At 72.3% G+C, this 14,297-nt stretch carries 15 protein-coding genes and 2 pseudogenes; 10 read left to right on the top strand and 7 right to left on the bottom strand.

Features of this window, described 5'->3' with window-relative positions; all coding sequences use genetic code 11:
• Positions 1 to 40: 40 nt before the first annotated feature.
• A pseudogene (locus tag ACZ5NH_RS35805) lies at positions 41 to 460 on the bottom strand (LuxR C-terminal-related transcriptional regulator); the annotation flags it as partial.
• Positions 460 to 952 (bottom strand): annotated as a pseudogene (locus ACZ5NH_RS35800) (two-component sensor histidine kinase); the annotation flags it as partial. The pseudogenes ACZ5NH_RS35805 and ACZ5NH_RS35800, both read right to left, overlap by 1 nt.
• Before the next feature lie 203 nt (positions 953 to 1,155).
• Here ACZ5NH_RS35800 and ACZ5NH_RS35795 point away from each other — a divergent pair.
• From ACZ5NH_RS35795 to ACZ5NH_RS35780, 4 genes are all read left to right on the top strand, one after another.
• Positions 1,156 to 1,860 (top strand): response regulator transcription factor, encoded by a 705-nt coding sequence (locus ACZ5NH_RS35795; protein ID WP_388620896.1) that lies wholly within the window; start codon positions 1,156 to 1,158, stop codon positions 1,858 to 1,860.
• Positions 1,857 to 3,341 carry an ATP-binding protein gene (locus ACZ5NH_RS35790; protein WP_468781303.1) on the top strand — a complete coding sequence of 495 codons (1,485 nt, stop codon included), beginning with the start codon at positions 1,857 to 1,859 and terminating at the stop codon, positions 3,339 to 3,341. Before ACZ5NH_RS35795 ends, ACZ5NH_RS35790 begins: the two co-directional genes overlap by 4 nt.
• A gap of 86 nt (positions 3,342 to 3,427) precedes the next feature.
• Positions 3,428 to 3,835 (top strand): hypothetical protein, encoded by a 408-nt coding sequence (locus ACZ5NH_RS35785; protein WP_388620900.1) that lies wholly within the window; start codon positions 3,428 to 3,430, stop codon positions 3,833 to 3,835.
• Positions 3,835 to 4,053 carry a hypothetical protein gene (locus ACZ5NH_RS35780; protein WP_451557352.1) on the top strand — a complete coding sequence of 73 codons (219 nt, stop codon included), beginning with the start codon at positions 3,835 to 3,837 and terminating at the stop codon, positions 4,051 to 4,053. The genes ACZ5NH_RS35785 and ACZ5NH_RS35780 overlap by 1 nt, the downstream gene beginning before the upstream one ends.
• A gap of 30 nt (positions 4,054 to 4,083) precedes the next feature.
• Here the strand turns inward: ACZ5NH_RS35780 and ACZ5NH_RS35775 are convergent, their stop codons facing one another.
• From ACZ5NH_RS35775 to ACZ5NH_RS35765, 3 genes are read right to left on the bottom strand one after another with little or no spacing between them, the layout of a single operon-like run.
• Positions 4,084 to 4,656, bottom strand: a complete 573-nt coding sequence (locus ACZ5NH_RS35775; RefSeq protein ID WP_468781300.1) for a cob(I)yrinic acid a,c-diamide adenosyltransferase — start codon at positions 4,654 to 4,656, stop codon at positions 4,084 to 4,086.
• A gap of 13 nt (positions 4,657 to 4,669) precedes the next feature.
• A complete protein-coding gene (locus ACZ5NH_RS35770) occupies positions 4,670 to 5,419 on the bottom strand; it encodes an ABC transporter permease (RefSeq protein ID WP_468781298.1) in 750 nt (249 codons plus the stop codon).
• A gap of 13 nt (positions 5,420 to 5,432) precedes the next feature.
• Complete coding sequence (locus ACZ5NH_RS35765; protein WP_388620908.1) at positions 5,433 to 6,218, bottom strand: ABC transporter ATP-binding protein; 786 nt, start codon at positions 6,216 to 6,218, stop codon at positions 5,433 to 5,435.
• A gap of 96 nt (positions 6,219 to 6,314) precedes the next feature.
• On the opposite strand from ACZ5NH_RS35765, the gene ACZ5NH_RS35760 reads away from it, so the two are divergent.
• The 4 genes from ACZ5NH_RS35760 to ACZ5NH_RS35745 all read left to right on the top strand — a co-directional run bounded on the left by ACZ5NH_RS35760 (position 6,315) and on the right by ACZ5NH_RS35745 (position 11,230).
• Positions 6,315 to 6,956: a TetR/AcrR family transcriptional regulator gene (locus ACZ5NH_RS35760; protein ID WP_468781295.1), complete on the top strand. Its 642-nt coding sequence runs from the start codon at positions 6,315 to 6,317 to the stop codon at positions 6,954 to 6,956.
• A gap of 236 nt (positions 6,957 to 7,192) precedes the next feature.
• Positions 7,193 to 8,041 carry a 3-hydroxyacyl-CoA dehydrogenase family protein gene (locus ACZ5NH_RS35755; protein ID WP_468781293.1) on the top strand — a complete coding sequence of 283 codons (849 nt, stop codon included), beginning with the start codon at positions 7,193 to 7,195 and terminating at the stop codon, positions 8,039 to 8,041.
• Between the two features lie 163 nt (positions 8,042 to 8,204).
• On the top strand, positions 8,205 to 8,528 hold the full coding sequence (locus ACZ5NH_RS35750) for an STAS domain-containing protein (RefSeq protein ID WP_468781291.1): 324 nt from the start codon (positions 8,205 to 8,207) through the stop codon (positions 8,526 to 8,528).
• A gap of 290 nt (positions 8,529 to 8,818) precedes the next feature.
• Positions 8,819 to 11,230, top strand: coding sequence for an ATP-binding protein (locus ACZ5NH_RS35745; RefSeq protein WP_468781289.1), 2,412 nt, complete (start codon positions 8,819 to 8,821; stop codon positions 11,228 to 11,230).
• A gap of 20 nt (positions 11,231 to 11,250) precedes the next feature.
• Here ACZ5NH_RS35745 and nucS read toward each other — a convergent pair whose 3' ends face one another.
• Entirely contained in the window at positions 11,251 to 11,922 is a 672-nt protein-coding gene (gene nucS, locus ACZ5NH_RS35740) for an endonuclease NucS (RefSeq protein WP_468781287.1), read from the bottom strand.
• 276 nt (positions 11,923 to 12,198) lie between these two features.
• Here nucS and ACZ5NH_RS35735 point away from each other — a divergent pair, with 276 nt between their 5' ends.
• Positions 12,199 to 12,591, top strand: a complete 393-nt coding sequence (locus ACZ5NH_RS35735) for an SCO5389 family protein (protein WP_030656147.1) — start codon at positions 12,199 to 12,201, stop codon at positions 12,589 to 12,591.
• 118 nt (positions 12,592 to 12,709) lie between these two features.
• On the opposite strand, the gene ACZ5NH_RS35730 is transcribed toward ACZ5NH_RS35735, so the two are convergent.
• Complete coding sequence (locus ACZ5NH_RS35730; protein ID WP_468781285.1) at positions 12,710 to 13,738, bottom strand: LLM class flavin-dependent oxidoreductase; 1,029 nt, start codon at positions 13,736 to 13,738, stop codon at positions 12,710 to 12,712.
• Between the two features lie 222 nt (positions 13,739 to 13,960).
• On the opposite strand from ACZ5NH_RS35730, the gene ACZ5NH_RS35725 reads away from it, so the two are divergent.
• Positions 13,961 to 14,293, top strand: a complete 333-nt coding sequence (locus ACZ5NH_RS35725; protein WP_468781283.1) for an ATP/GTP-binding protein — start codon at positions 13,961 to 13,963, stop codon at positions 14,291 to 14,293.
• Positions 14,294 to 14,297 lie beyond the last annotated feature (4 nt).

The following is a 14,297-nucleotide window of genomic DNA, read 5'->3' as shown; positions in this document are numbered from 1 at the left end:
GCCCACGGTGCTGCGAGAGTAGAAAGGTCTGGACCAGCGGTCAATAGGTCTGGACCAATTTGCCTCCGCTGTGCCGCTGGATCCCCAACTCCTGGGCCAGCAAGGCGGCTTGGACCCGGCTGCGCAGCCCCAGCTTGGCCAGCAGCCGGCTGACGTGCGTCTTCAGTGCGCCCTCCGCCCTCCGCAGCCGCTTGGCGATCTCGGCGTTCGACAGGCCCTGGCCGACACAGGACAGCACCTCCCGCTCGCGCCCGGTCAGGCCCTCCAGTACGGCCGGACCGTTCGTCGTCTCCCGCACCGGACCGGCCGCGAACTCGGCAATCAGCCGCCGGGTCACGGCCGGCGCGACGATCCCCTCCCCGCGCGCCACCGTGCGCACCGCCTCCAGCAGATCCCGGGCCTCGGTGTTCTTCAGCAGAAATCCGGCCGCCCCCGCCCGCAGCGCCCCGAACACGTACTCCTGGCCCGTTCGGCCGTGACCGCCTGGGCCCGGTCCATCACGGCCAGCAGCGCGGTCTGTTCGGCGCGCAACCGGGCGGCCTCGGCGGCGTCCCGGTGATTGCGCACCACCCAGCCGGTCGCGGCCGGCGCGAACGCCACCACGCCGATGCCCACACCGATCAGCAGCGCCTGCGGATCGCGCCACAGGGCGGCCGGTACGACCCCGCCGAGCACGGTCAGCAGCCCGGTGATCCAGGGGATGCGGCGGGCCGAGGACGGGGTGCCGTACAGGACGGCCGAGTACACAAGGTCGGTGTACAGCACGATCGTGACGACGCTGCCCAGAGTCACCGTGTCCAGGGTCAGCGCGAGCGTGCCGACCGCGAGACCGATGCGCGGCCGGGAGCGGCGCAGCGGCTCGCACGCGGCCGTCACCGCCAGCGGCACCAACGGCGCCCAGGGCGCCGCCCACTGCAACCCCGCCGAGCAGCCCGCCCACGGCGATCCGCACGTCGTCGCGGGGGGGCGGGGGAGCGGAAGGGGCATGCCCCTAGCCAACACCAGGACTGCACCCTTCGCGTGAGCCGGGAGAATGGTCTGGAGTACATCGAAGGTCGCAGGCGTACACCGAGACGGTGTAGCCGCCCCGCCCCCGCCCACCCTGCCGCCCGCCCGGCGTGGGGTCGTACGCTGACCGGCGACGAGGAGGGGTGCATGACGGACACGGCGGGCTCCGGTGCGGTGCTGGTCGTCGACGACGACGCGGCGATCCGGCGCTCGCTGGAGCGCGGACTCAGGCTGAGCGGCTTCGCGGTGCGGACCGCCGCCGACGGCCCCGAGGCGCTGGCGGCGATCCGGGACACGCCGCCCGATGTACTGGTGCTCGACGTGTCGATGCCCGGCATGAGCGGCATCGAGGTGTGCACCCGGCTGCGCGACGACGGCCGCGACCTGCCCGTGCTGATGCTCTCCGCGCTGGACGAGACCGCCGACCGGATCGCCGGGCTCCAGGCCGGCGGCGACGACTACCTGGTCAAGCCGTTCGCCCTGCAGGAACTGGTGCTGCGGCTGCGCGCCCTGCTGCGCCGCCGCCCGCCCACCGGCCGCGCGGAGCTGCGGGTCGCGGGCCTGGTGATCGACCCGGACGCGCGCACCGCCGAGCGGGACGGCAGGCACCTGGACCTCACCCGGCGCGAGTTCGAGCTGCTGGAGGTGCTCGCCCGCAACGCCGGACTCGTCCTCACCCGCGACCAGCTCCTGGAACGGGTCTGGGGCTACGACTTCGACGTGCGCACCGACGCCGTCGACACCTTCGTCAGCTATCTGCGGCGCAAACTGGAGGCGGACGGCGGCGGCCGGCTGATCCACACCGTGCGAGGCGTCGGCTTCGTGCTCAGAGAACCGCGGGACACACCGTGAGACTCACCACCCGGATCGCCCTCGCCGTCGGCTGCACCGTCCCGCTGCTCGTACTCGCCGCCGGCTGGCTGCTGCTGCACCTCGTCGCCCGGGACCTGCACCGGGCCGAGGACCAGCACCTGCGGCAACGCGCGGTGGCCCTCGCCCCGGACGCCCGGGCGCTGCTGCGGGCCTCGGCGAACGGCCGCCCCAAGGCCACCGACACCCGGGAGCGGCAGCTGTTCACCGCGGCCCTCGACGTCGGCGTACGGCTCGTCGGGACGGACACCAGCTTCGGCGGCGGTCCCCAGCCCGGCCCCGCCGTGACCCTGCCCGACCGGTCCGCCGGTTTCGCCACCGTCCGCGCCGACGGGCGCAGTTGGCGGGCCCTGGCCCGGCCGGTGCGGACCGCCACCGCCTCCGGCACGCTGTGGCTCTTCTCGCCCGACACCGCCGACCGCACCCAGGTCCGGCTCGTCCGCAACCGGGTGCTCCTCACCGCGGTGCTCGCCGCCCCCCTGTCCGGTCTGCTCGCCTGGGGCCTGACCACCGGGGCGAGCGCGCCCCTGACCCGCCTCACCCGCCGCACCGCCGGCCTCGATCCGCGCACCAGCGCCACCCGGCTGCCCGCGGAGCGCACCGGGGTGCGCGAGGTCGACGAACTGGCCGCGACCCTCAGAACCGTCCTCGCCCGCTACGACGAACAGGCCGCCCGCACCGGCCAGGCCCTGGACACCGCCCGCTCCTTCTCCTCGGCGGCCGCACACGAACTGCGCACCCCGCTGATGAGCATGGGCACCAACCTCGACATCCTCACCGACCACCCCGACCTGCCGGCGTCGGAGCGCGCCGAGGTCCTCGCCGACCTGCACCGCGAACACGCCCGGCTGCTCGGCCTCCTGGTGATGCTGCGGGACCTGGGGCGCGCGGACCTGGTGGAGGCCGACGCGTTCCGGCCCGTCGACCTGCCCGATCTCGCCGACGCGGCCGTGGCCGAGGCCCGGCGCCGCGCCCCGGACGCCGACATCACCCTCGACACGGCACCCGGAGCCACCGTGCACGGCTGGGAACCCGGCCTGCGCCTGCTGCTGGACAACCTGCTCGGCAACGCCCTCGTCCACGGCCGCGACACACAGGGCCGGGCACGGGTGCGGGTCGGCGTGACCGGCGGCGCGGGCCAGGTCCTCGTCACGGTCGACGACCACGGCCCCGGGGTACCGTCCGACGCCCGCGCGAGGATCTTCGAGCGGTTCCAGCGGGGCCCGGACAGCGCCGGTTCCGGGCTCGGCCTCACCCTCGTCGCCCAGCAGGCGGCCCTGCACCGGGGGAGCGTCACGGTCATGGACGGGCCGGACGGGTGCGGCGCGCGCTTCGAGGTACGGCTGCCCGCGCAGGGCGGCGGGGCACCCGCGGACGACGGCGCGCTGCCCGGCCGGCGGGACTGGCTGATCGGCACAGCCGGGGCGAACCGGTCACAGAGTTTTCCCAAAGACCGCTCCTAGCCTCCGTCCCGTCGGACGGCGACCGGTCCGTCCGGAAAGGGGCCGGACGGACCACCGGGCCGTCCGGGAAGGGAACGGAGAGCAGGATGAACGCACGACGACGTACCCGCACGCTGCTCGCGGGCGGGGCGATGGCGGCCGTACTGGCGGTGGCGGGCACCACCGGGGCCGCGGCGGCCGACAGTACCCCGAAGCCGGGCCCCACCGGCGACGGGGCGCACACCCTGTGCAAGCGGGTGCCCAAGATCGACCGCCGGATCCAGCGGGCCCTGAAGCGGCTGGACGCGGGGGCCGGCACCCGTGGCTCGGTGGCCCGGCTGCAGCAGCGCGTGGACAACGCGAAGAAGGCGGGTCACACCCAGATCGCCACCTTCCTCCAGGACCGGCTGGACTTCCGCAAGTCGCTGGTGACCAGTCTGCAGCAGCGCCAGAAGGACCTGAACGACGTCCGGACCTGGTGCCAGGACAACAACGGCGGGAAGGCGGGGAGCTGATGCGCGCGCCGTGGGCGGCGCTGCCGGCGGTCGCCCTCCTGGTGACGCTCACCGCGGGCTGCGCCCACCACGCCGGGGCGTCCCCCGGCACCCCGGCGGTGTCCGGCACGCCCGCCGCCGCGCCTTCCGGGTACGCCGAGATGCAGAAGAAGGTGGACGCCGCCGAGTCCGCGGCCGCCGCGGCCGACCGGGACGCGACGAGCGACGCGGACAAGTGACGCGTACGGGTCCCGGTGCGTGCGGCGTCCTCAGCGCTCCCCGCCCGGGACCCACAGCACGTCCCCGACGTCCTTGTTGGCGATACGGGCCAGGATAAACAGCAGGTCGGACAGCCGGTTGAGGTAGGTGGCGGTGAGCGGGTTCATCGTGTCGCCGTGCGCCTCCAGGGCCGTCCACGTCGAGCGCTCGGCGCGGCGCACGACCGTGCAGGCCTGGTGCAGCAGGGCCGCGCCCGGGGTGCCGCCGGGCAGGATGAAGGAGCGGAGCTTCTCCAGCCGCTCGTTGAAGCGGTCGCAGTCCGACTCCAGCTTGTCGATGTAGAACTGCTCCACCCTGAGCGGCGGGAACTCCGGGTTCTCCACCACCGGCGTCGACAGGTCAGCACCCACGTCGAACAGATCGTTCTGGACGCGCACGAGGACCTTGACGACCTCCGCGTCCAGGCCGCCCAGCGCGATCGCGGTGCCGATCACCGCGTTGGCCTCGTTGGCGTCGGCGTAGGCCGAGATCCGGAGGTCGGTCTTGGCGACCCGGCTCATGTCACCGAGCGCGGTTGTGCCCTTGTCGCCGGTCCTGGTGTAGATACGCGTCAGATTGACCATGCGGCCAGCGTAGTTATGCCCCGGCCGTCCGGAACACTCGTGTGCCCACCGTCACCGTCAGTGCCGCGAAACCGACAGCGACGAGGACGCCGTAGAGCATGTGCGCGCTCGTGTAGTGGCCGACGTACGCGTCACGCACCGCGTCCACCAGGTAGCGGAACGGGACGAAGTGCGACAGCACGTTCAGCCAGGCGGGCGCGAGCGTCATCGGGAGCATCAGGCCGGACAGCAGCATCGACGGCATCGACACCATGTTGATCAGCGGGCCGAACTCCTGCGGGGTGCGGACCTTCATGCCGAGCGCGTACGACAGCGAGGCCAGCGACACCGTGAGCAGGGCGACGAACGCGAAGCCGATCAGGATGCCGCCGAGCGGCGCGCGCAGCCCCATCACCAGCGCGACCAGCACCAGCAGCACCGCTTGGAAGACGAAGACCGTGGCGTCGCGCAGCACCCGGCCGAGGAGGAGGGCGAGCCGGCTGACGGGGGTCACCCGCGTCCGCTCCACCACCCCCTGCCCCTTCTCGACGATGATCGTGAAACCGGCGAACAGGGCTCCGAACAGGCCGAGTTGGAGCAACAGCCCCGGCACGAGCACCTGCCATGAGCTGCCCCCGCCGCCCAGCGGCAGACCGGTGAGCAGCGGGCCGAAGAAGAGCAGATAGAGCAGCGGCGTGAGCACCCCGAAGAGCAGCGCGAAGCGGGAGCGCAGGGACTGGCGGAGGTAACGGCCGTAGATGAGGCGCGTGTCGTGAAGAAGCATCGTCTGTGAATCCCTATACGGCGACGGGGGCGGCGTCGGCCGGGGCGGGCCCGCGGCCGGTGATGGCGAGGAAGGTGTCCTGGAGGGTGGCGTCGATCGAGCCGCCGTACCGGAGCTTGAGCGCGCTCGGCGTGCCCTCGGCGGCGACCGTGCCCTTGTCGACGATCACCAGGCGGTCGGCGAGGGCGTCGGCCTCGTCCAGGTAGTGGGTGGTCAGGAAGACGGTCGTGGCGTGGTCGTCGCGCAGTCGGCGGACCAGGTCCCACAGGTCGGCGCGGCTGCCCGGGTCCAGGCCGGTCGTCGGCTCGTCCAGGAACAGCACCTTCGGGCGATGGGTGAGCGCCATCGCGATGTCCAGACGGCGCCGCTGGCCACCGGAGAGCGCGCCGGCCTTCCGGTCGAGAAGGCCGGTGAGGTCGAGCTCCCGCGCCAGCTCCTCGGCCCGCGCGGCCGCCTCGGCCTTCGCCAGGCGGTACATCCGCCCCTGGGTGACCAGCTCCTCCCGCACGCTGATCTGCGGATCGACGCCGCCGGACTGGGCGACGTACCCGCTCACCGCACGCACCCCGGCCGGATCCGTCGCCAGATCGTGCCCGGCGACCGTGGCCGCGCCGCCGGTCGGCTCCAGCAGAGTGGTGAGCATCCGCAGGGTGGTCGTCTTGCCGGCGCCGTTGGGGCCGAGGAAGCCGAGGATCTCGCCCTCGCGGACGGCGAGGTCGATGCCGCGCACGGCCTCCACGGATCCGGCCTTGGTCTGGAAGGTGCGGGCGAGTCCCGCAGCACTGATGACTACTGACATGCCCCCAGAAAAACAGAGTCACCATAATTTTGCAACGACACCAAGTTTGCGCGCTGGCCAAGTTTCCATGGTCCCCAGCGAAGCTAGGATGCGGGCATGGCAGAGGGGCTCAGGGAGCGGAAGAAGCGGCAGACCCGGCAGTACATCTCGGATGTCGCCACGGGGTTGTTCCTGGAGCGCGGCTTCGAGGCGGTCACCGTCGCCGAAATCGCGGAAGCGGCGAACGTCTCCGTCAACACCGTCTACAACTACTTCCCGGCCAAGGAGGATCTCTTCTTCGACCGGTCCGCCGGCATGGTCGACCGCCTCGCCCGGTGGATCCGCAGCCGGGACAAGGGGGAGTCCGCCGCCGGCGCCGTCCTGCGCGAACTGCGTGCCGAGGTCCAGGCCGTCTCGCCCCGGGTCGGCCTGATGGACGGCTACGACCGCTTCATGCGGGTCATCCATGACGCGCCGCCCCTGCGCTCCCGCCTGTGGACCTTCCAGCAGGAAGTCCACGACAACGTGACGAAGGCCCTGCGCGAGGAGACCGGCGCCACCGCCGACGACCCGCTGCCGGACCTGATGGCCGGTCAGGTCTGCTGGATCCATCAGACGGTCTTCGTCACCATCGGCCGCGAGATGATGGCCGGCCGCAAACCGGCCGAAGTCTCCCGAGAGGTACTCGCCCTCCTCGACGACATCGAGGACCTGTTGAGCGACCGCGTCCTGAACTACGCCGTACGCGGCAAGGCCTGAGCGCGCCGCCGGACGGCGCCAACCGCCACGGACCCGCGAGGATTTGCGCTCCGGCCGGCGCGGCCGGAATCCTGTCGGATCCGCCGGCTCGAGGGCCGCCGAGCCCGTCGATCGAGACGTGACCGGTGTCTCAGCGTCTGAGACCGTGACACGCGTTACTAACCGCTCACACAGCGCCGCCGGAGCGCTATGGTCCGCCGGAGAAGCAGACTTGGAGCGCGTTCAAGGGAGTCGGAGTGGCACGGAAGCTCGCCGTCATCGGGGCCGGTCTCATGGGGTCCGGGATCGCTCAGGTCGCCGCGCAGGCGGGCTGGGACGTCGTCCTGCGGGACGTCACCGACGAGGCACTGAAGCGTGGCACCGACGGCATCAAGGCCTCGTACGACAAGTTCGTGAGCAAGGGGAAGATCGAGGCGGCCGCCGCCGAAGCCGCCCTGGCCCGCATCACCGCGACCACCGACCTGGACGCCGCCGCCGACGCCGACGTCGTCATCGAGGCCGTCTTCGAGAAGCTGGAGGTCAAGCACGAGATCTTCCGCACGCTCGACAAGCTCGTGCGCGAGGACACCGTGCTCGCCTCCAACACCTCCGCCATCCCGATCACCAAGATCGCGGCGGCCACCGAGCACCCCGAGCGGGTCGTCGGCGTCCACTTCTTCTCGCCGGTGCCGATGATGCAGCTCGTCGAGCTGGTCCGCGGCTACAAGACCAGCGACGAAACCCTCGCCACCGCACGGGAGTTCGCCGAGTCCGTCGGCAAGACCTGCATCGTCGTCAACCGGGACGTGGCCGGCTTCGTGACCACCCGGCTCATCTCCGCCCTCGTGGTGGAGGCGACCAAGCTCTACGAGTCCGGCGTCGCCACCGCCGAGGACATCGACCTCGCCTGCAAGCTGGGCTTCGGCCACGCCATGGGCCCGCTCGCCACCGCCGACCTCACCGGCGTCGACATCCTGCTGCACGCCACCAGCAACATCTACACCGAGTCCCAGGACGAGAAGTTCGCCCCGCCGGAGCTGATGCGCCGGATGGTGGACGCCGGTGACATCGGCCGCAAGAGCGGGCAGGGCTTCTACAAGTACTGAGCACCTTCCGTACGGACATCCGCCGGACATCACCCCCGGGAGTATCACTCCCAGGGGTGAATTCGGTATCGGTTCGCTTACAAGCAGCAACCGCACCACCACTCACACAGTCAGACGTTGCAACGTCACGGAGTACGCCAACCGCACTCAACGGGGAGCGCATATGTACATCAGGGGCGACCACGCCGAGCTGGTCGTCGGGGGCCGCCTCGACGTCCGCAGCGCGGCGGACGCCCGTACGGCCCTGCACTCGGCCGTCGACACCGGAGTCGGCGACCTGGTGCTCGACCTGTCCGAACTGGACTCCTGGGACGCCACCGGACTCGGGGTGATCATGGGCGCCCATCGGCGGGCCGGCCGCTGCGGGCGCCGTCTGGTGCTGCGCGGTGTCCCGCCGCAGATGCAGCGCCTGCTGGTGGCCACCCGGCTGCACCGCATCCTCGCCATCGAGGGCGGCATCGGGATCGAGTCCCAGCCCCGGGTGTGAGACGCGTACGAGTCTGAGCCGGACGGAGACCGCTGCGGCCGCTGAGACCCGGACACAGCCGCCGAAGCGCACGACGGGGGCAATCCTCACCGGACTGTGATGTCTTGGACCGCACGGCACCCCGCCCTGTCGGAGATACTGAGCGAAGGTTTAGGGTTCGGTCGCCCGCCGCCTCGCAACCCTCGACGAGCGGGCCCGGACCAGAAGCGACAGCGCGGTGTGCGACAAGGCCGGGAGGGGCCGGAATCCGGGCACACGACGCTTTTGGGGGGTCTTAACCCATGGAACCCATGGACCCGATCGACCGGGAACCCGCGGAGCACGGTCAGGCGGCGAGCCGCCGCCCGCCCCGGGAGTCCCTCACCTCGGACTTCGGTCAGAGCACGCCCGCGATCGCCCGTACGGCGCACGTCGTGGCCGGCGACCTGCTGCTGACCGTGAACCCCGTGGACGGCAGCGAGATAGAGCCCTGCCCGCCGGACCGGCGGCCGGTGCGGCCCCGCAAGCGCACCGCCACCGAGCGCGCCGAGGCCGAGCGGGCCACCCGGCCGCCGGTGCCGCCAGGCCCCGCCCAGCCGGCCCTCTCCCTGCTGGAACGCCAGGACGAGCGCGAGCGCCTGGTCCGCCTGCTGGCCCGGGGGCGTTCGGTACGGCTCACCGGGCCCGGCGGCTCGGGCCGCACGGCCCTGCTGGAGCTGGTCGCCGAGGACTGCCTGGACCTCGCCCCCGACGGCGTGGTCCGGCTCACCGGCTTCCACCGCACCACCACCGACCTGCTGCACGACCTCTTCCACGCGGTCTACGACGCCCCGCGCCACCGCCTCGATCCGGAGGAACTGCGCGCACTGGTCCGCGAGATCGGCGCGGTCGTCGTCCTGGACGACATCGAGTTCGGCGGCGCCGCGCTCGACGAGCTCCTCGACGCCACCCCCGAGTGCGCGTTCCTGATCGGCGCCACCCCCGACGTGCCCGCGCCCTCCGAGGGGGCCGAGGTCGAGGAGGTCTTCCTCAGCGGCCTCGACCGCGCCGCCGGCGTGGAGATCCTGGAGCGGACCGTCGGCCGCGTCCTCACCGAGGAGGAGTCCAACTGGGCCGGCGACCTGTGGTTCGAGTCCGAGGGGCTGCCGCTGCGCTTCGTCCAGGCCGGGGCCCTGCTCCGGCAGCGCGACGAGCTGCGGGCCGGCGTGGGGGCGGTGGACGAGTACGGCGTCTTCGAGGACGTACGCCCGCCGGCGGAGCTGTCCCTGGAGCCGGCGGACGAGATCCCGCTGCCCTCCCTCGGCGAGGCCGCCGCGCCCGCCCCGCTGCTCGCCTCCCGGCTCAGCGCCTCCGCCCGTGCCACCCTGCGCTTCGCGGTCGCCCTCGGCGGCGAGCTGCCGCACCAGGCGCATCTGCCGGCGCTGATCGGCGACACCCACGCCGACGCCGCCCTCGGCGAGCTGGCCGGGTGCGGACTGGTCTCGCCGGTCGGCGCCCGCTACCGGCTCGCGGCCGGGGTGCAGGCCCAGCTGGAGGCCGCCGGATACGCCGACGACGCCCAGGCCCAGGCGCTGGCCGCCGCCGAGCACTACACCTGGTGGGCCGGGCATCCGTCGGTCACCCCCGAGCGGGTGTGCGCCGAGGCCGACGCGGTGCTGGCCGCGCTCGCCATGATCGTCCCGCACCCGGCACCCCCGGCCGAGGGCGAGGAGAGCTGCGCGGTACGGCTCGCCCGTACGGCCGCGCCGGCGTTCGCCGCCGGGCTGCACTGGAGCGCCTGGGAACGGGCCCTGCGGTCCGGCGCGGAGGCCTCCCGGCTGACCGGCGAGGTGGCCGAACAGGCCTACTTCCACCACGAGTTGGGTGTCCTCGCGCTCTGCGGGGGTCAGCTCGACCGGGCCCGCGCCGAGCTGGAGGCGTCCATCGGGCTGCGCGGGGCGCTCGCCGACAAGCGGGGCACGACGGCCGGGCGCCGGGCGCTCGCGCTGGTCGCCGACCGCTCCGGTGACGTACCCGGGATCGCCGCGACGGCGGGGGACGAGCTGCCGGAGGTACGGCACGAGGAGTCGGCCCCACCGCCGTACCCGCCCCTCGGTGACCCGCTGGTCACGACCAGGCTCCCGGCCGCCGCGGAGCGGGGCGGGGGCTTGCGGCGGCTGGCCCGCCGCAACCTCGTGGCGGTCGGCTCCGGGGCGCTGCTCGCCGCCGTGCTGGGTACGGTCGTCACGCTGGGCATGACGTCCAACGAGAACGCCGACAAGAACCCGGCCGGCAAGGTCGACGTGAACCCCTCGGCGAGCCAGGGCACGGACGACGGCACCCTCGGGGCCGACCCGAACCAGACCCCGTCGGCGGGCGGCTCGGCCCCGGCAGTCCCCCGCCCCACGGACTCGGGTGGCACGACGCAGGATCCGACGCCGTCCCAGCCGGTCGCATCGCCGTCGTCGGCCCCGAGCCACACCCGGGGCACGGGTGGGGGAGGTACGACACCGACGCCGTCCAAGTCCACGACCAAGTCGGGTACGCCGACACCGACGAAGTCGACCGACCCGAGCCCGTCGGCCTCGACCTCGCCGTCACCCAGCACGTCCTCGCCGTCCGCGTCCACGTCGGCCCCGGGCCCGTCCACGACGGACACGGCGAGCGGCCCGACGGCACCGCAGAGTTCGGGGAGCGCAACGAACTCGGGGACCGCGTCGCAGTCATCCGGCTCGGTCATCTGACCGAGCCGAGAAGGTGAGCCTCAGAACAGGCGGAGCTTGTCGTCCTCGATGCCCCGCAGGCCGTCGTAGTCCAGGATCTGGCAGTCGATGCCGCGGTCGGTGGCGAGGACGCGGGCCTGGGGCTTGATCTCCTGGGCGGCGAAGATGCCACGGACCGGGGCCAGGTGCGGGTCGCGGTTCAACAGCTCCAGATAGCGGGTGAGTTGCTCGACGCCGTCGATCTCGCCCCGGCGCTTGATCTCCACCGCGACCGTCCCGCCGTCCGCGTCCCGGCACAGGATGTCCACCGGGCCGATGGCCGTCATGTACTCGCGGCGGATCAGCGTGTAGCCGTCGCCGAGCGTCTCGATGCGGTCGGCGAGCAGCTCCTGCAGGTGCGCTTCCACGCCGTCCTTGATCAGACCCGGATCCACGCCGAGTTCGTGCGAGGAGTCGTGGAGGATCTCCTCCATCGTGATGATCAGTTTCTCGCCCGCTTTGTTGACGACCGTCCAGACGCCCCCTTCCTCGCCGGTGCCCTCCTTGAGCGTGCAGGGCGGCGACATCCAGTTGAGGGGCTTGTAGGCCCGGTCGTCGGCGTGGATGGAGACGCTGCCGTCCGCCTTGACCAGGATCAGGCGGGGCGCCGAGGGCAGGTGGGCGGTGAGCCGGCCGGCGTAGTCGACCGAGCATCGGGCAATGACGAGACGCATGGTCGGCAACGCTACTCGACGCCCTGAGGTGCGCGCGATTCGCCCGTCCCGCTCCCGATCGATCGCCCCAATTGTCCCTGGAAACTCTTGTTCATCCCTGGCCGATTGTGCCCGTAACGGGACCGTTCCATATACGCATTCTGCTGGTGTGGTCACCGACCGTTGCCTACGGTAGTAAACGGGAGGTCGCCGTCTATGTACTGAGCGTGTTCGAAATCGCGAACTCCCTGACCTGTCCGGCAACCCCTGCTCCGCGGGGGTGCGAGAGGAGAACCCATGTCGCTCGACGTCTCACCGGCCCTACTCGAACAGGCCGAGCGAGGCGAGGTCGACGAAGCAGCATTCGTCGACTGCGTCCGGACCTCCCTGCCCTACGCATGGGAGATGATCAGCTCCCTGGTGGCCCAGCTGAAGGTCGACGGCGGACCGTTCGCCGACAACCAGACGCCCCCGCCGGACGAGCAGGCACGCGGTCAGCTGCTGCGTGCGCTCGCGAGTGACGCCATCCGCGGCGCCCTGCAGCGGCACTTCGGTGTGCGGCTGGCCTTCCAGAACTGCCACCGGGTGGCGGTGTTCCCGCTGGACGCCTCGGTCGACGAGACGTTGGCCCGCTTCACCTCGGTACGCAGCCAGTTGCTGAACCAGTCGCCGGAGCTTCGGGACTGCTGACGGGGCGGTCCCGGTACGGCGGACGTTGTGAGCCGCTTGCTTGCCGCTCCACCCGCGGGAGGTGCATTCAGTGCTGGGGCGGCAAGCCCCCGAGGCGGCCCGGGAGTTGTCGGACGGCTCAGCGCAGCTGGGGCAGCACCTCGGCGCCCAGCCGCCGCAGGTTCTCCTCCGTCGCGGCGAGATCGCCCGAGCCCTCCACGAGGAGGGCGAAGCGGGAGATGCCGGTGCGCTCCGAGGTGGCCGCGAGCCGGTCGGCGGCCAGCCGTGCAGTGCCGACCGGGTGCAGCCCGCAGAGCAGTTCGGTGTAGGCGTACGGGTCGCGCATCGCGCGCGCCCGGCCGTCCACCGTCACATGCGCCTCCAGGCCCTGTTTCAGCCAGCCCGGCATGGCCTTCATGAGCGTCTCCGCCGCGTCCGTGCGCCGGTCGGCGAGCTGGCACACCCCGGCCGAGACGTGCGCGGCGCCCGCGATCTCCTCGACCGGCCGGCTCGCCGCGCGGGCGCAGCGCTCCCAGAGGGCCACCATCTCGGCCTTTTCCTCGTCCCCGACGTGCATGCCGAGCAGCATCGGCAGCCCGCGCTCGGCGGCCAGCCGTACGCTCGCCGGGGAGGTGCACGCGACGACGACCTCCGGGCCCGGAGTCTCGGTCAGCGCCTCCGACGGACGGGGTACGACCGGCACCTCGCGGAAGCTGAACCTTTCGCCGGACGCCGACACCCGTGGCTCGCGCAGCCAGCGCAGCAGCAGATCGAGTGACTCGGGGAATCCGTGTTCGTACGCCTCCAGGCCGGCGCCGAAGACCTCCAGGTCCACCCAGGGCCCGCCCCGGCCCACGCCGAGCGTGAACCGGCCGCCGCTCGTCAGGTGCAGCAGCGCGGTCTGTTCGCCGAGTGCGACCGGGTGGGCGGTGGGCAGTACGCTGACCGCAGTGCCGACCCGGATGCGGCGGGTGCGGCCGAGCAGCAGGGCGGCCAGGGTGACGGCGGACGGGCATGTGCCGTACGGCACGAAGTGGTGCTCGGCCAGCCACACGGCGTCAAGACCGGCCTCCTCGGCGACCTCCGCGGAGCGGACCACCCGGTGCAGGGCCTCCCCGGGGCCCTGGCCCGGGAACTGGGCGCCCAGCACAAAACTTCCTACGTACATCTCTTTTCCTGCTTCCTTGGCTCCGACCCGGAGCTCCCCCACAGGGCATAACCGTCTGACACGTGCGCAGGACACGGCCTGACGGAGAGATTTGCGGATTGTCTGCAGAATGGGCCGCCCTGGAGGGTGACTTGGGTGGGTTGGTTCCGTACGCGTACCCCACACGGCGGCGCGTAGGCTGGATGCAGCCCGTGCTTCCTGTACAGCCCCGAGAGGTGTCCCGTGTCCCCGCGTCGCAATCGACCGAAGGCAGCCGGATCGTCGGGCCGGAGCGCCGAGGACTACCGCGCCGGCCGGTACGGCGGCTGGCAGTCGACCGAGAGCTGGCAGGGCGAGGACTGGAGCGTGCGCCATGTCGCCGGGGCGAGCGCGGAGGGCAAGACCTACCGCTGCCCGGGCTGCGACCAGATGATCCCCTCCGGCGTCCCGCATGTGGTGGCCTGGCCGGAGCACGCGGGCGTGGACGACCGCCGCCACTGGCACAAGGCCTGCTGGAACGCGAAGGACCGCCGCACCACAAGGGTGCCGCGGTCCCGTAACGCGCCGAGGTTCTAGCCGG

It is taken from the genome of Streptomyces sp. NPDC031426 (assembly GCF_055581585.1).
The sequence above is the reverse complement of the archived record's forward strand: the minus strand, read 5'-3'. Positions and strand labels throughout refer to the sequence as shown.

Excerpts from the sequence above, each read along its gene's own strand:
- ACZ5NH_RS35795 (WP_388620896.1), top strand. The coding sequence starts at position 1,156 with ATGACGGACACGGCGGGCTCCGGTGCGGTGCTGGTCGTCGACGACGAC.
- ACZ5NH_RS35785 (WP_388620900.1), top strand. The coding sequence starts at position 3,428 with ATGAACGCACGACGACGTACCCGCACGCTGCTCGCGGGCGGGGCGATG.
- ACZ5NH_RS35780 (WP_451557352.1), top strand. The coding sequence starts at position 3,835 with ATGCGCGCGCCGTGGGCGGCGCTGCCGGCGGTCGCCCTCCTGGTGACG.
- ACZ5NH_RS35775 (WP_468781300.1), bottom strand. The coding sequence starts at position 4,656 with ATGGTCAATCTGACGCGTATCTACACCAGGACCGGCGACAAGGGCACA.
- ACZ5NH_RS35770 (WP_468781298.1), bottom strand. The coding sequence starts at position 5,419 with ATGCTTCTTCACGACACGCGCCTCATCTACGGCCGTTACCTCCGCCAG.
- ACZ5NH_RS35765 (WP_388620908.1), bottom strand. The coding sequence starts at position 6,218 with ATGTCAGTAGTCATCAGTGCTGCGGGACTCGCCCGCACCTTCCAGACC.
- ACZ5NH_RS35760 (WP_468781295.1), top strand. The coding sequence starts at position 6,315 with ATGGCAGAGGGGCTCAGGGAGCGGAAGAAGCGGCAGACCCGGCAGTAC.
- ACZ5NH_RS35750 (WP_468781291.1), top strand. The coding sequence starts at position 8,205 with ATGTACATCAGGGGCGACCACGCCGAGCTGGTCGTCGGGGGCCGCCTC.
- ACZ5NH_RS35745 (WP_468781289.1), top strand. The coding sequence starts at position 8,819 with ATGGACCCGATCGACCGGGAACCCGCGGAGCACGGTCAGGCGGCGAGC.
- nucS (WP_468781287.1), bottom strand. The coding sequence starts at position 11,922 with ATGCGTCTCGTCATTGCCCGATGCTCGGTCGACTACGCCGGCCGGCTC.
- ACZ5NH_RS35735 (WP_030656147.1), top strand. The coding sequence starts at position 12,199 with ATGTCGCTCGACGTCTCACCGGCCCTACTCGAACAGGCCGAGCGAGGC.
- ACZ5NH_RS35730 (WP_468781285.1), bottom strand. The coding sequence starts at position 13,738 with ATGTACGTAGGAAGTTTTGTGCTGGGCGCCCAGTTCCCGGGCCAGGGC.